We start from the raw sequence: 14,052 nt of genomic DNA on the forward strand, positions 1-14,052 counted from the left end.
AGAGCATGAATACAAACGGACAGATTATTTCTAAAGCAGCCACAACAACGGCTAGTGATACATCGGCACTCAACTACAAGCAGGTTGAGAAGTTCATGGATATGGCGTACGATTCGACCTCCTTCCTGAAAGGCATTCGGCATGAGACACGGACGTCAGCGCAAGGCACTATCGATAAGATCGGGGTAACTGGACGGAATCTCCGTTCAAAGGTTGAGGATGTCATGGCGACTAACACCAAAAAGCCAGATTTCCCGCAGGTGCCTTACTCGGTAACCCCAGTTGTGCTGCCATTCGAGATCACCGAGGAGTTTATCCGACAAACACAGCGTGTTCGCGGACAGAATGCGGAAGAAGTCATTCTCCGCCACATGACACTGAACTACGGCGACAATATGCAGGACCTTGGCTTTAACGGGGATACTGCAACGCTGAACACAGACCCGGATTACGATTTTCTGAAGATCAATGACGGCTGGTTGAAGTTGGCGAAAACCACAGGTAACTACATCGACTGGGCAACCATTTCTGAAGTTGAGAAAAAGGGCATTCTGTTTGAACTTGAACGCGCCATTCCGACACGTCAGCGTACGGGCGGGACGTTCAAATACTTCATGCACCCGAACACCTATTCCAAACGACTGCAAAAGCTGGCGGAACTGGACAACTCGGCTGCGGTACAGTTGCAAATCACTGGCGGCGTCAAGAAAATCAACGCCTACGACGTGGAGGAAGTGGCACACATGCCTGAAGGTGCGATCTTGTTCACCTATCAGCCGAATTTTGTCATGGTTCACACCTATGACATGCAAATTCGCAAGACCACAGAGGGGAAGGAAGCCATCTACGCTGACAAGCGATTCTACGCGATCCACTCTGACTTTGACCCAATCTTCGAGGAGCCAGCAGCAGTAGCCTACGTCGAGGGGGTGGAGTTTTAATGCTCGTTAAATTTGTTGGAGCAAACGCCTCTCTGCAGGCTTACGGCTATCGTTTTGAGAAGGACAAGCTAGTCCGAGTGGACGACACCAAGGTTCTCGCGAAATTGAAAGAACGCAAGGACTTTGAACTGTTGGAGGAAGTAAAGCCGGTTAACCGTAAGAAAGGCGAGGGCAAACCAGAAGAGGGTGGAGTCAATGCTGACACCGGAGAAAGTAAAGCAGCAGAGTAGCACGAGGGCCGTTCAGGACATGACACCTGAGCGGCTTTCTTATCTCATCGACGAGGCCAAAATTCGCATTGAACTGTTCACAGCCAGGCCGTTCGTAGACGATGACAGTCGCCTGGAGGTGGCTCATTTCCGGTTGGTAGAGGCCATGGCCCTGACGGACAACGACGAAACGCTGGGCGCAGAAGCCCGCGGTATCACCTCCGAGTCCGATCAGGGCTACTCCTGGTCGATTGAGCGGGCGACGATCACGACCGGCAGCGCGCTGGTTGATTCTCTGCTGCGCCAGTGGATGGCCTTCACGACGGAGGCCAGCGGCAGCGGAAACATTCGGGCGATGCTGCTATGATCCATCGGATGAACGATCAGATCGTCGTGAAACGAACGGGAACGGCGCTGGATGAGCGCAACAGGGTAGTTCCAGTGGAATTACCCTCTCAGACAATAATGGGGTGCATACGGGCCGTAGAATCGTCCTGGCAACGCCCTGCGAGTGCCGATCCGGTGACGTGGGAGTACAAGGCGTCCCTCGGCTTCCGTTTGGGCGAGGATGTACGAAAGGATGACGTTCTGGAGATTCCCGGTCGGGGGGAGTTTGTGGTCGTTGACGTAACCCCTGGGCGGCGTTTCCTGTCCGTAGTCGCCATTCAGGAGAAACGGGGGGCGGAGTAGTGGACTTTCGCCAGTTTGAGCAGAAGTTGAGGAAGCTGGATAAGCGTGTTCCGGAGGTTCTTCAACAGATCGTTTATCGACTTGGTGAAGAGCTGCTCAATGCTATTACAGACGAAATTTTACGACAGAGTGATGGGAAAGAGCGGGGTAACGGTGTGCTTGACACAGGAACCCTATTAAACTCATTCAGCCAAGGGGAACCGGGAAATGTGTGGGAATTCGATGCAGATAGGAACGCGATTACGTTAGAGGTTGGGTCGAACCTCACCTATGCTGAGTATGTCAATGATGGCTACACCATTTCTCGGAGCTATTTTGTTCCGGGATTCTTCACATTAAACGGCAGGCGTATCGACGATACCAAAGGGTTGAGTTATTCCCAGAGACAGGAACTGAAATTTCACTATGACCCGGATGCCGAAGGTGGATTTACCGTTCGTCCACGCACATTCATTGGTCGTAAGTATTTCGACATCGCTCTGAAAAATTTTCAGGGTGGTATGAACCGTATCATCGAAGAAATGCTGGACAAAGAGCTGGAAAGGATGGTGAGATAAATGGACCGTGAACTATCGTGCATCATCGATCTGATAAACGAGGCGTATCCGGATCTCGCCATCCTAGACAGCTTGGATGTGTGGCTTGCGGGTAAGTTTCAGCCGCCAGTAGCGTTCGTGCAGACCCAAGAAGTTACAGAGCGAGGCAACACTCTGACGTCGTACAAAGTGATCTCCGACGCTGGGATCGTGTTGCATCACCCGAAAAAGATGGTCGGCGGGCAAGAGGTGTACGAGCCAATCTCGACGGAGCCACTTCGGCAATTATTGCGGCGGGAGAGGTACAGCTATCGCGGAAAAACGGATGGATTGTTCATCGATATCGACAATTCAACATTTCGCGTCAGGTCAGACAAAAAGGACAGAACGGAAATCACCTTCCGGTTCGAGTATACAATGGCCATCCCGCGTCCGCAGGTTGAGAAAATCAATGTGTTCGATATAGAGGAGGTGTAAATGCGTGGCAACTAGCAAAGAAAGGCCGGAAAAGACTCCTGTTGATGTGAAGCGAACAAAACGGGAGTGGATCAATGAGGGCGCCGCGAGTCTGAAAGCAGAACGCTTTGAGATTGCCGGTGCCCTTTTCGATGTCAAGGAAAACGATATTGTTGCTGAGTCTGTCGTAAAAAGCAGGCTCAAAGATTTTCGGGGAGGTGGCAGTAAATGACGATTCAACGCGAAAGACCAGGTGTAACAATTGAGATGATCGCCCGAGCGCAGGAGCGCGTGCTGCCGAAGTCTGGTGTGGTTCTCGTGCCGTATCAGGCGGAATGGGGCGAGGCGGACGCGATCGTCCGGATGAGCGGGTACGAGGAACGGATCGCTGAGACGTTTGGCGTGGTCGATGTAATTGAGTTGGCAGCGGAGAGCGGCGCCACCATTTTGGGTTATCGGATGACAAACGGGAATGCGGTGGCAGCCAGCTACAGCCAGCCTGGAGCGATTACGATCACGGCGCGCTATCCTGGGCTGGTCGGCAATGAGTTAAAGGTTTCGATCGCGGACTCCACTGCAGAGCCTGGAAAAAAAGAACTGGTGGTAAAGGGACCGGTCAGTACGGAAAAGTTCTCCTTTGCAGATGCTGATGAGCTGGTAACAAAAACGGAGCAATCCGTCTACATCCGGGTGAAAAAAGAAGGGACTGCAGCTATCACAGATGTAGCGGAAACGAATCTCGCCAATGGGGTGTCTGGTACGGAGCCATTAACATCAGCTGACTTTACCAGGCTATTCAATGCAATCTCCGGGGCTGACTTCGACACTCTCTATTTGCCCTCGGATGATCCGGCAGTCCAAGCAGCAGCCAAGCAGTTTATGTCTGATCGTCGCAACCTCAACAAGAAGATGAGCACGTTGGTCATTGGTGGACCGGCAGCAGATGATACAAACATGACCAAACACACGGAACGCTCAATCGCTCAGAACGCCAGGTACATCGTCAATTGCGCGATTGCAGGTACGCACAACAACTCCAACTACTACGGAAGCTTGCAGTGGGCTGCATGGGTCGCTGGCATGATCGCGGCGACGCCTGCTGACCAATCGCTGACTGCCGTCGTGGTGCCCATGAAAAAAGCTGCAAAAGACTGGGGCCACACCGAGATCCTGCAAGCGCTCAGCACCGGCACCCTTATAGCCACTCGCGACGGGGATGTCTACATCATCGAAAGTGCCGTCAACACCCTTTCCACCATCGGCCCCGGCGAGCGTGAGGACTACGGGAAAATCCGTGTCAGCATGACGCTGGATCAGATATACAACGACATCCAGACCGTCGGCAAAAAGTACAAGGGGAAACTGGACAACAACGACATTGGAGGCGCAACCTTCGTGGGTGCTGTCAAAGCGTACATGGAAGTTCGGGAGGAGCAAGGCGCTATCGATGCTGGCTGGACTTTTGAGGACAAGAAAAATGGATCCGGTGACCGCCGCGGGTTCAAACTCTCTGCAAGACCTCTGGATGCAATCGAATACTTCGATGTGGAATGGGAGGTGCTCTGATAGATGCAACGCGACATCAAGCTGAAAAACTGCCAAGTCTACGATGACAACGGTGACCCGATTCTGGGTACATTGGAAGGCAGCGCAATTCTCCGCGTCACATACACCGACGTGAACCGGCTGCAAAAGGGGACTCTGCAAACGATCGACGACTGGTATGTGGAGATCTCCCTAACAATCTCATCCGTTAACGCCGAACTGAAATATTTCTGCGTTGATCAACTCACAGAAGGCAAAACGCCTACTCTGCCTATGTTGATCGGGGAATCCCTCGACAAAGAAACTGGCAACGCCGAACGTGTACGATTCACCGATATCGTACTCAACCCAGAAGAATTGAATCTCTGGCAGGCAAACGCCAGTGGCACGGAAAACGCCACATACCAAATCCGGGGCCGCAGTAACAAGAAACCTGACTTTATCGATCGATTGCCGGAATACGAAGAATAGAAAGGGGAATGTTGCATGAGCAAGCTTGAGAAGTATCTCGCGAAGGCACATGAGCCGGTACAGCGCCGAACGGCTACAGTCACGATTGACGGGGAGGAGTGGAGTGTCAGGGAGCTGACCTTCTCCGAAAACCGCCAGGCGTACAAACTGGCTGAGGATGCACAAGGCCGGTTTGATCTGTTCCGGTATAATGACATCCGCATTGTAAAAGCCACAGAACACGATTTCCCCTGGGGCAACGTTGAACTGCTCAGAGCATACAAGGCCAAAGATAAGTTCGATATGCCGGTCAAACTGTTTGAGCACAACCCTGCCGGATACCAGGCGCTGCTTGAAAAGGTCAATGAGGTAAACGCCAAGATTAAGTCTGAACAAGAGGTCGTGGAAGACCTAAAAAACTCATCCGAACCGACGGAGAAGCAAGCCACCTCTGTCGGGCATTCCTCAACGGACGTGGAAGACCAGTCGATCTCGTAGAATACGAAGTTGATTTATATATGCAAAAGCTATTTATTATGGCATGCCAGGCAGTAGAGGCAGAAGAGATGGAGAAGGCAAGGCAGTAGCTTTCTCCATCATTAAATTTCCGTGAGAGGTGATAACGAATGTTCCTTACTGAACAACGAATTCGAGAAATCGTGCGGGAAGAGATAGCATATCAGCGTACGGCTGATATCAATACAACCATTAAGATGATGCAAGATCCAATCCTGTCTGAGAAGATAAAGGAAAGGGTTATTCAGTCTCTGACTGATTCTCTTGAAGCTGCTTGTGATACTCCATTACGGCATACGTAGCCAGTCTCGCTGCTAATTTTGTCATTGACACAGCAAATTCACTCTCTGGATTTTTGAGTGAGTTGATGTGTTTTTGTATGATGGCCTCTTCAATGGCTTGAAAATCGATATCTTTCATAAGTAGGACCACCTCCTTCCAATAGTCCCATTCAACAGGAAAGGTGGAGAATCCTGTCGGAGAAGGAAAGGCCTTCTCCCTTCTCCCGAGAGGGTGACGGCTGGGGAGAAGTCGAATTCTGTCGTTTGTTCCCGAACTGTTTGCACTGACTCGAAAAATGAGGTGGGGTAGAATGTAGACGGGAGGGGTTACGTTGAGTGGTATTCTTGGATTGATATTTGTTTTCGCAGGAATAATCACCATTTTGGTTCTAATTTTTCAAGGGATCAAAGAGGTTTTTTCTAATAAGAGTGTGGAACCGATAAACGGATCGGTATTCAAAGGATGGCTTGCTGAAACTATAAGTGGATGCTTAGTCTTTCTGATATTTTTTGCAATTTCAATTGGTCTAATTTGGGGAGGACTATTCTTGATGAGTTGGGGCGCCGAGTAAAGGCGTCTTTTTTATTGGAAGGAGGCATTTAAGTGGGCAATGTTGTAGGAATCACCGCGTATTTGCAAGCAAAAAACGGATTGTCTCCTGAAATCGAAGATGTTGTGAAAACTACGCGAAAAGCAGCAAAAGAAATGCTTGGGCTGGATGATGCAACCCAAGAGATGATCAAGGAAATGCGTAAAATGAAGCAGGCTGCAGAGCAAAGCGCGCGTGGTTTTAATCGAGAAGTGGATAAGATGCAACGAGAAATTCAGGACCTAAGACGTCAATTGGGTATCTTGGACTCTACTCGCGCCCATCCGAAGGTGAGCGTAGATGATCAAGCCCGTCGCGAGATCGCAGCGATCAGGCAGGAAGTAAAAGCGTTGGACGGTGCAAAGGCAAAGGTGCAGATTGAAGCGGCGCGGGCAGGTGGTGGAACGGACTTTGCAGCAGGTGGAATTGCCGGGGGAATGGCAGCATACGTAGGTGCAGGATACATCGATCAGCTAACCCTGGAGACACAAGCTAACGCGAGGCGTGCGTTGCTTGGGGATACACCCGAAGAGTTGCTTCAGTTCCAGAGACAAGCTCAAGATCTGTCAATGATCAACCCGAACGTGGATCGCACATACATCAAAGACTTGATGACACAAGCCACACGCTTTGACAGCGAGAATGGCGCAGAGATCACTAAGCAGGCACTTCAACTCAACGCGATTCGCCCGAACCTCGGCGGAGTTGAGGAATACCAAAGAACGATGTTCGCCATGCAGCAGGCGTGGAAAGATATTACCGATGTTGGGAGATTCGGCGACACTCTTGCAGAGATTGCCAACACCACAACGGACATTCGGGGCGAAGCACTAGACTCCATCGTGGAATACTCGACCCAGGTCACCAAATTTCTTGATACACCGGAAAAGCTTGCTGCTCTCACCAAAGAAATGAATGATCTTTGGTCAATCGATAAGGGATTCGACGCATTGAAGGAAGCAACAATCAAGCTAAACAATCAGGGCGATATGGTAAATGTACTGAAAACGGCGTATGAGGCCCAGGGGATGAATTCGGAATCTGCTCAGAAAATGGCAGAACAAGAATCCAAAAGGATTGCAGTCGCTATTAATTCTGACAGCGCTGCAGAGAATCAGTTTGCCGTGGCAGCATTGATGCAGACGTTTGGAGGAATACAGGATCAAAAGGTAAGGCAGGAGTTGTTGAATGAATTGGGCGCCGGTCCCGGTGAAGATATTGCCAAAGCATTTGCTCCTTTACTACAAGCTGCTGGCCGGATCGGAATGGCTGATGCAAGTCAGTTCAACTATCGGGGCACGTTGGATCGGTCCTACAATACTTACGTGGAAAACGATCCATTAAGGGGATTCATCGAGGCAAAGACTTTGCTATCGAATGAATTAACAAGTTTGGGAATGGTTCTTGCGCAAGACTTTGCTCCCTACATTAAATCAACGGCTGAAGGATTGAAGAAATTAAGGGAATGGTTTGACGGAATGCCTACAGGAGCTGCATCTTTGGCTTTTGTGGGTATGATTGGTGGTGCAGCTGGGGCTCTGTGGATACTTGCAAGGGCAGCTAAAGAAGCCGCAAAGGGTTTGTTTCTAGGAATGGGTGACCGCATAAGAAACCGCTTGGGAGGGGGCATGCCAGACGTTGACCTCCCAGGAGGCCCAGACAAGAGCGGTAAGTCTGGGAAAGGCGGGCGCGGCGGTAAACGCAGGTGGTGGAATCCGCTAAGTTGGGGCGGCAAGCCGGAAGAACCGCCAAAACGCACGTGGCTCACACCCCAGGAAGCAGCGGACATGGCGTTTGGGAAAACCAAACCTACCGTGGAACCTCCCAAAAAGACGGGATGGCTGGATACGCTCAAAGGATTGGGAGGGACGCTACCAAAAGGGGACATTGTAGCATCGGGCCTGAAAAGTGCTTGGGAAGGTGTGAAGTCTCTGGGGGGTGGGCTTGTAAAAAGATTGCCGATCATCGGTATGGCTGTTGGCGCCAGTGAAATCCTGACAGCTGAGGACAAGCTCGAAGCTGCCGGCAAAGTAGGAGCGGAAGCTCTTGGTGGTTGGGGAGGTGCTGCAGCGGGAGCGGCCATTGGCTCAGTTGTCCCCGGAATCGGAACAGCAATTGGTGGAATTGTGGGCGGTATCGCCGGAGCTTTTGGCGGGGGAGCACTCTTTGATAAAGTGATGTCTTGGTGGAATGATGCACCGTCAACACCACCGGAGACTCCACCGCATCCCCGAGGGATGATGAAAATTTCCAGAGAAGAAGTGAATCAGTTAAGGCCGACCCCGCCTGTCATGGGGCCGCCGATACCGCCTGTATCGCCGGTTGGAGGGAAGGTAACGGAGAAACCAAAAGTCGTTTCAGTCACCATACCCCAAGTGACCATTCCACTCCACGCTCAAGGCGTACTTCAGGATATACCGACTATGTTGAAGATGCTGAGTGATCCGTCTGTCGGACAGAAAATTAAGGACCTCATTGAGAAAGCGCTTATAGATGCACTGGAAACCCGGGGAGGTGTCGCTACATGATCCGTTTACAGGGCAAGTACAGACTCACGTTCCCGGTAACCCCAGGGGAAATCCAGCTAAACGGGTATGGGAACGATACGGAAAGTACGACAACCATTGATCTACTGACACATAACCGGATTTCAGGGCGGCGCCCGAAATCAATCTCTTTCGAGTTCTTTTTGCCCGGAAACCTTGAAGCAGACTTTATTGAGGTGGAAGGATATCAAGGACCGCGCGTGTGGCTGGACGGTCTGGATAGGCTGACCGGGACAGAGGTACTGATTACTATAGACGAGCTCAATCTTGCCTGGAATGTCATAGTCGGCCAGTGTGATGGCAGGTTTTCAGGAAAGAATGTAGACTACCATGGATCGATTGAGTTCCCCTTGTTCGTTAAAGGTGAATTTGTAACATGGAGCAATCAAACTCAACTTCTAAGCCCCGAAAAAGTGATAGCCAAGCAGCAGAAGGCCCGACCCAATACGACAGGTAAATCGGCAAAAAAGAAAACCGGTAACCAGTCCTTGATTGATCCTGCGATGCAGCAAATCCAACGTGACAGGATTGACCGAAAACTAGCCAGTCTGAACCGGGCTATCGGGACGTAGTGAGGTGGTTCCATGAAAGTCATTTATGGCAAGGAGTCAACTCGCAGTGATCTAACGCCTGTGACGAAGGAATTATCCTGGTCCTCCTCTCGCGGACAGATCGCCCAAAACTGTGATATCCAAGTCCTGAGTGCCCCGCCTATCGAGTCGGCGGGTTTTTTGATGCTCTTCTCCGGTGATCTGCTCAAAGAGTCGCAGCAGTTTTTCCACGGGCCAATCGTCCGTTTTGAGCGTGACGATAAGAGTGGAGATACATCGGCAACGGCGTACGAGCTGAGTTGGTACTTGCAAAAGAACGAAACATCACGGATTAAACTGAATGGCGACGCCGGGAAGGAATTGGAGCGACTTATCCGGGCAACGGGAATCAACTTCAGCTGTCCGGCCTTTGGCTTTGAAGTAAAGGACCGGCTTGCTTCCCAATCCTTTGCTTCCTTATTCACGACTTTGACAGAGCAGGCTTATGACAAGACGGGCAAGAGGTATTTCGTCCAACATGAACGAGACAAGCTGACCGTTCTCCCAGAAGGCGGGAACAGCGTAGTCCCAATGTTCGCGGCAAGCTTGCTCGAAAGCAGCTCAACGGGCGAGTCGATCGAGGAAGTGTACACTGTCGTTACAGCGGAACGGTACAAAGATGACAAAGTAGCTGCCAGCGTGACGAAGGAAAACGCCAACCTGATCAAGCAGATCGGACGAATGAAAAAGGTGATCGATGCCGGTGAAGAAAAGGGACTGGATGCTCTCGCTTCAAAACAGCTGGCGAACCTGTCGAAAATACCCAAGACCAGATCAATAACCGTCAAGCACGAAGACAATCAGGCAGCTCGGCTCCGCGCAGGCTGGCTGGTGAAGATTATGGAGAAGGACAACAAGACGATAACAGACTGGATCGTCACCAGCGTGCGTTGCAGCTGGAAGGGCGGTCAATACACAATGGATTTGCAAATGGAAAGGAGGGGGTAGCCTATGCAGGCAGCATTACAGAAATTATTTAAAGGTGCCCGTGATGGGCTGACAGATACAAAAGTGGAACTCGGTAACCTTCTTTCGCTGTCTCCCCTGTCAGTAAAACTGGACGAGGATCCAGCACCGCTTGAAGAAAATGAGCTGGTGAGGCTGAATCCCACCGGCTGGTTCCCGGAAGACGTGGGAAAGAAAGTGGCCGTCATTCGCTGTACAAACGGCCAGTATCTTCTTCTCGGGGTGGTGGGATAGATGTTTCCTGAGCTGAGTGGAGACGAATCGCGGCTGGTGCAGTCACCAGATAACCCAATCCCCTGGACATACAAGTTTGACTGGCAAACAAAGCAGCTACGGCAGGGGCCTGACGGCAGGTATTTGCGAACAAAGACGTACGCTGAATACCTGGAGGAAGCAGCAAAGAAGATACTCAACACACGCCGATTCCGTTATGAGATTTACTCCGAACGCTACGGAGTAGATTTCTTGTACGAAATTGGGCGGATGAGGTCCGGTATGTCGCTTCCGATTATCAAAACACAAGCGGAAGAAGCGCTGGAGGCTCACAGTGAGATTGAACGGGCCGAGGTTACCGACATTCGTTTTGAAGACAATCGGGTTATTTTCTCGCTTGAAATTGAGGGCGTACGAGGCACAACCAGAACGGAGGTGAGCGCATGGCGACGATAGACAAACCAGTAATGCCGATTTTACGAGAGACACCGGATCAAATCTATCAGCGTATTGTGAACAGGATGTACGAACTGGCTCACCAGCGCGGGGAAACGCCACCAGCGACAGAAGAAGGGGAAATATTTTACGACTTTGAATACCCCTTGGCCGTAGAAATCAGTGAACAACAGCAGCTACTTGAATATGGCTTTCTACAGCACTTTTTGCCCTGGGCTGACGGCGAATACTTGGACGCTTGCGGGGTATTTTTTGGTCTTCCCCGAAGTGCAGGGGAGGAAGACGAGCATTATCGGCAGCGCCTTATTGATCGAGCTCGTTCAGAGGAAGGAGACGGGCGTCGTCAGGATTACGAGCGCTGGGCTCGGAACGTGGAAGGTGTGGGCGGGGCTGTGGCGATTGAGAAAGCAAGGAACGACCTGTCCATCGACGTCTACATTACGGACCTAAACGGCCAGCCAGCCACAACAGAATTGGCGAAGCAGGTCCGTGACAAGATGGAAGACAAACGGCGCGCTCTGCACGACCTGCAGGTATTTCCGGCCAAAGTTTTCCCTGTCAACGTATCTGCGCGGATCGTGCTGCGTCATGACGCCGAGTTGGATAAGGTACAGGAGCTGATCGCCAACCAAATCAAGACCTACTTGAAAGGGCGTTCCCAGATCGTTTACCAGCAGATCGGGGCGCTCTTCTTCGTTGACGGCGTAGAAGACTTCACTGATTACACTTTGAACGACGGGGAAGCCAACCTTACCGTACCGCTGGATGCTATCGCTTCCCTCAACTTGGCGGTGACAACATGATTCCAGAACGATACAGGCGGATGATGCCGCCCTACTGGTACGGGAACGAGGTTGCGGAATACCACTTCGAAGGCACCGCGGCAGCGGTCGACGCCTTCAGTGCGCAGCGCGAGGACGTACTGCGGCAGTTCAGCCCGTGGTCAGCAACTTGGGGGCTGGACATTTGGGACTGGATCTATTTCGGCAGAAAACAGTCCCTGAGCACCGAGGAGCGACGCAAGAACATCCAGCAAAAACACTGGGCATATCTCGGATTTACCCCCAGTGTGCTGCGGGCCATTGGTTACAGTGCTTCCACGCTGAAAAACGTCCAAATGACGGAGGATTTTCTGGGGAAGGTCATCCATTACGTCTATCTGATCGAGGACCAGTTTGATACCCGGCACGCCGTCCAGTCAGTGGAAAAAATTCGTCCGGTTCATTGCAATGGCGTCTCTTTTGAGCCAGTTAGCGGCGAAACACTGACCTTCGTGGATAACGTAGTTGTCGGCATCAAGGAATACCATGCCGTATCTGAGTTTCGAGTCGGCATGACGCCGATCAAGCGTTACGAGGAGGTGCTCGTCTGATGCATAAAGACTATCTTGCGCTTGCCAGAAACGACCTGTTGTCGCGCATAAACGGCGGCAGCATCTTGATTAACGATACGGTGTCTGTGCCAGTAAAAAGCGCAGCTATCTCGTCCCATCCCATTGTTGGTTTTCAAAATGCGATCGCCCTGCAGGTGCAAGCTCAGCATGTAGACTCTGTGCCGGTAATTGGGAACTTGAAGCTGCTGACATCGGACGGTGTAATCGTATCGGAAAAAGTTACACAGATAACAGCCAGCGGAGCGCAGTTTTTTTCCCTTACATTCGTTGTACAGGTGAAAGGAGGAGGACAGTAGATGCCCTATCAAGCGAAAACAGACTGGAATTACAATGATCCGGTTACAGAGCACGATATCAACCGTTGGGAGAAGGGCATTGTGGACGCTCACATAAGTATAGAACAGCTCTCAGTAGACGTTTCGAATTTGCGAATTCGTATGACTACACTGGAATCGATCCTGCCAGAAAACTTTCTGTATAACAAATTCGATGACGATCTTTCGACGGTCAATTCAATCCGAGTGATTCGTGGCTATTACAACGAAGCGGCCAGCCGCTTGGAGGTGTAGGCAAAATGAGGAAACCTGCCAATAACGGCCATTTGCGGAAGGGAGCGTGTGATGCGTGTATAGCTTATATAAAACTATATCCTTCGAATCTGCTAAAAGCGCGAGTCTATATCTTCAAGTAGATGCAGGTGAAAGCGATATTTATGCCTCTTCAAGGGACACACAGGACAATTTTTACTACGGAGGATTCTTCGGCGTAGCCATTGATTACACGAAATACAGATATAAAGTTGTATTCAATGGAGAGGATTCGAGTAAGCAACTGAGCATAGAGAATATCAATAAGACTGGGCGGTATAAAACCCCCAATACGATTACTCCAGCAATAGGTGGTGGAGCTAAGCAATACTTTCACTTGTATCGAGAGTTATTAAATAATCCACCGACACTGTCCCTGACGTCCCCTGCCAACAATCAAACATTATCGGAAGGTCAAACGATCTACACAGGCAACAACGACTTCACGATCCGGCTGACCGCAGATGACGCCGATCCGGCTGACACACTGGAGTACCAGATCAAGCTGAACGGCGTAATCAAGAGAAACTGGACACCGATTACCAGAAATACACCCGTCGATTACACGTTCCTGAAAGCGGACTACACGAAAGACCGTAACTCTTTCACGGTTACTGTCCGGGATTCGCAAGGCGGGCAGACTGTTTTCAATGGGTATCTGGACAAGGTACAGGGCTTGCCGGTCAACGTTGTTTCTTCGGCATACCTCGTTTCGCGTATGTCACCGCCTGTTCGTTTGAATAATGGCTGGTTGGTTGGGTGTGTAATCGATAATGGTGTGAGCAGTGGTGGCGTATCCTATAGTCTTTTATATGTATCCAGAGACAACGGGAAAACCTGGACGTATGGAGCAGGTAGAGGGTGGACAACGGGTTCATTTTCTTCGTTGAATTCTATGGTAACCAATGGAAAATTCGTGTATTTGCTGTTTTGTAGAACGACAGGTCCCACTATCTACCTCCAAAAATATGATCCGGAAACAAATGCAATATTGGAAACAGAGATGATATTAGATAGTGATCAAACAGCTATTAATAGCGTATCTATCGCAATCACCCCGGACAGCACAAAACTCTGGTGGGCAGCC

At 50.6% G+C, this 14,052-nt stretch carries 21 protein-coding genes and 1 pseudogene; 21 read left to right on the top strand and 1 reads right to left on the bottom strand.

The features are described 5' to 3' along the window. Nucleotides 1-5 precede the first annotated feature (5 nt). From EDM54_RS24285 to EDM54_RS24330, 10 genes are read left to right on the top strand one after another with little or no spacing between them, the layout of a single operon-like run. Nucleotides 6-941: a major capsid protein gene (locus EDM54_RS24285; RefSeq protein WP_122958975.1), complete on the top strand. Its 936-nt coding sequence runs from the start codon at nt 6-8 to the stop codon at nt 939-941. After that, complete coding sequence (locus EDM54_RS24290) at nt 941-1,171, top strand: hypothetical protein (RefSeq protein WP_122958976.1); 231 nt, start codon at nt 941-943, stop codon at nt 1,169-1,171. Before EDM54_RS24285 ends, EDM54_RS24290 begins: the two co-directional genes overlap by 1 nt. After that, nucleotides 1,137-1,517, top strand: coding sequence for a head-tail connector protein (locus EDM54_RS24295; RefSeq protein ID WP_122958977.1), 381 nt, complete (start codon nt 1,137-1,139; stop codon nt 1,515-1,517). Before EDM54_RS24290 ends, EDM54_RS24295 begins: the two co-directional genes overlap by 35 nt. After that, nucleotides 1,514-1,840, top strand: a complete 327-nt coding sequence (locus EDM54_RS24300; protein WP_122958978.1) for a hypothetical protein — start codon at nt 1,514-1,516, stop codon at nt 1,838-1,840. Before EDM54_RS24295 ends, EDM54_RS24300 begins: the two co-directional genes overlap by 4 nt. Continuing rightward, complete coding sequence (locus EDM54_RS24305; protein WP_122958979.1) at nt 1,840-2,397, top strand: HK97 gp10 family phage protein; 558 nt, start codon at nt 1,840-1,842, stop codon at nt 2,395-2,397. Before EDM54_RS24300 ends, EDM54_RS24305 begins: the two co-directional genes overlap by 1 nt. Next, on the top strand, nt 2,398-2,853 hold the full coding sequence (locus EDM54_RS24310) for a hypothetical protein (RefSeq protein WP_122958980.1): 456 nt from the start codon (nt 2,398-2,400) through the stop codon (nt 2,851-2,853). Nucleotides 2,854-2,857: 4 nt separating this feature from the next. After that, nucleotides 2,858-3,064 (top strand): hypothetical protein, encoded by a 207-nt coding sequence (locus EDM54_RS24315; protein WP_122958981.1) that lies wholly within the window; start codon nt 2,858-2,860, stop codon nt 3,062-3,064. Then, a complete protein-coding gene (locus EDM54_RS24320) occupies nt 3,061-4,398 on the top strand; it encodes a phage tail sheath subtilisin-like domain-containing protein (protein ID WP_122958982.1) in 1,338 nt (445 codons plus the stop codon). The genes EDM54_RS24315 and EDM54_RS24320 overlap by 4 nt, the downstream gene beginning before the upstream one ends. 3 nt (nt 4,399-4,401) lie before the next feature. Next, complete coding sequence (locus EDM54_RS24325) at nt 4,402-4,848, top strand: hypothetical protein (RefSeq protein ID WP_122958983.1); 447 nt, start codon at nt 4,402-4,404, stop codon at nt 4,846-4,848. A gap of 15 nt (nt 4,849-4,863) precedes the next feature. Next, nucleotides 4,864-5,325 (top strand): hypothetical protein, encoded by a 462-nt coding sequence (locus EDM54_RS24330; RefSeq protein WP_122958984.1) that lies wholly within the window; start codon nt 4,864-4,866, stop codon nt 5,323-5,325. Between the two features lie 258 nt (nt 5,326-5,583). On the opposite strand, the gene EDM54_RS24335 is transcribed toward EDM54_RS24330, so the two are convergent. Next, entirely contained in the window at nt 5,584-5,763 is a 180-nt protein-coding gene (locus EDM54_RS24335; RefSeq protein WP_122958985.1) for a hypothetical protein, read from the bottom strand. Between the two features lie 193 nt (nt 5,764-5,956). Between EDM54_RS24335 and EDM54_RS24340 the strand changes: the two genes are divergently transcribed. The 11 genes and pseudogenes from EDM54_RS24340 to EDM54_RS24390 form a co-directional block, all read left to right on the top strand. Then, a complete protein-coding gene (locus tag EDM54_RS24340) occupies nt 5,957-6,196 on the top strand; it encodes a hypothetical protein (RefSeq protein WP_122958986.1) in 240 nt (79 codons plus the stop codon). A 32-nt stretch (nt 6,197-6,228) separates the two neighbouring features. Beyond that, nucleotides 6,229-8,742, top strand: a complete 2,514-nt coding sequence (locus EDM54_RS24345; protein ID WP_122958987.1) for a glycine zipper domain-containing protein — start codon at nt 6,229-6,231, stop codon at nt 8,740-8,742. Beyond that, complete coding sequence (locus EDM54_RS24350) at nt 8,739-9,332, top strand: hypothetical protein (RefSeq protein ID WP_003385942.1); 594 nt, start codon at nt 8,739-8,741, stop codon at nt 9,330-9,332. Before EDM54_RS24345 ends, EDM54_RS24350 begins: the two co-directional genes overlap by 4 nt. Nucleotides 9,333-9,344: 12 nt before the next feature. Further along, nucleotides 9,345-10,298: an XkdQ/YqbQ family protein gene (locus EDM54_RS24355; RefSeq protein WP_122958988.1), complete on the top strand. Its 954-nt coding sequence runs from the start codon at nt 9,345-9,347 to the stop codon at nt 10,296-10,298. 3 nt (nt 10,299-10,301) lie between these two features. Beyond that, nucleotides 10,302-10,550: a hypothetical protein gene (locus EDM54_RS24360; protein WP_122958989.1), complete on the top strand. Its 249-nt coding sequence runs from the start codon at nt 10,302-10,304 to the stop codon at nt 10,548-10,550. Beyond that, nucleotides 10,551-10,985 carry a DUF2634 domain-containing protein gene (locus tag EDM54_RS24365; protein ID WP_122958990.1) on the top strand — a complete coding sequence of 145 codons (435 nt, stop codon included), beginning with the start codon at nt 10,551-10,553 and terminating at the stop codon, nt 10,983-10,985. Next, nucleotides 10,973-11,788: a baseplate J/gp47 family protein gene (locus EDM54_RS24370; RefSeq protein ID WP_122958991.1), complete on the top strand. Its 816-nt coding sequence runs from the start codon at nt 10,973-10,975 to the stop codon at nt 11,786-11,788. Before EDM54_RS24365 ends, EDM54_RS24370 begins: the two co-directional genes overlap by 13 nt. After that, nucleotides 11,785-12,357, top strand: coding sequence for a DUF2313 domain-containing protein (locus EDM54_RS24375; RefSeq protein WP_122958992.1), 573 nt, complete (start codon nt 11,785-11,787; stop codon nt 12,355-12,357). Before EDM54_RS24370 ends, EDM54_RS24375 begins: the two co-directional genes overlap by 4 nt. After that, nucleotides 12,357-12,674, top strand: a complete 318-nt coding sequence (locus EDM54_RS24380; RefSeq protein ID WP_122958993.1) for a hypothetical protein — start codon at nt 12,357-12,359, stop codon at nt 12,672-12,674. The genes EDM54_RS24375 and EDM54_RS24380 overlap by 1 nt, the downstream gene beginning before the upstream one ends. Beyond that, on the top strand, nt 12,675-12,947 hold the full coding sequence (locus tag EDM54_RS27445; protein WP_122958994.1) for a hypothetical protein: 273 nt from the start codon (nt 12,675-12,677) through the stop codon (nt 12,945-12,947). A 55-nt stretch (nt 12,948-13,002) separates the two neighbouring features. Then, nucleotides 13,003-14,052, top strand: a pseudogene (locus EDM54_RS24390) (hypothetical protein); the annotation flags it as partial.

It is taken from the genome of Brevibacillus borstelensis (assembly GCF_003710865.1).
GTDB lineage: Bacteria > Bacillota > Bacilli > Brevibacillales > Brevibacillaceae > Brevibacillus > Brevibacillus borstelensis.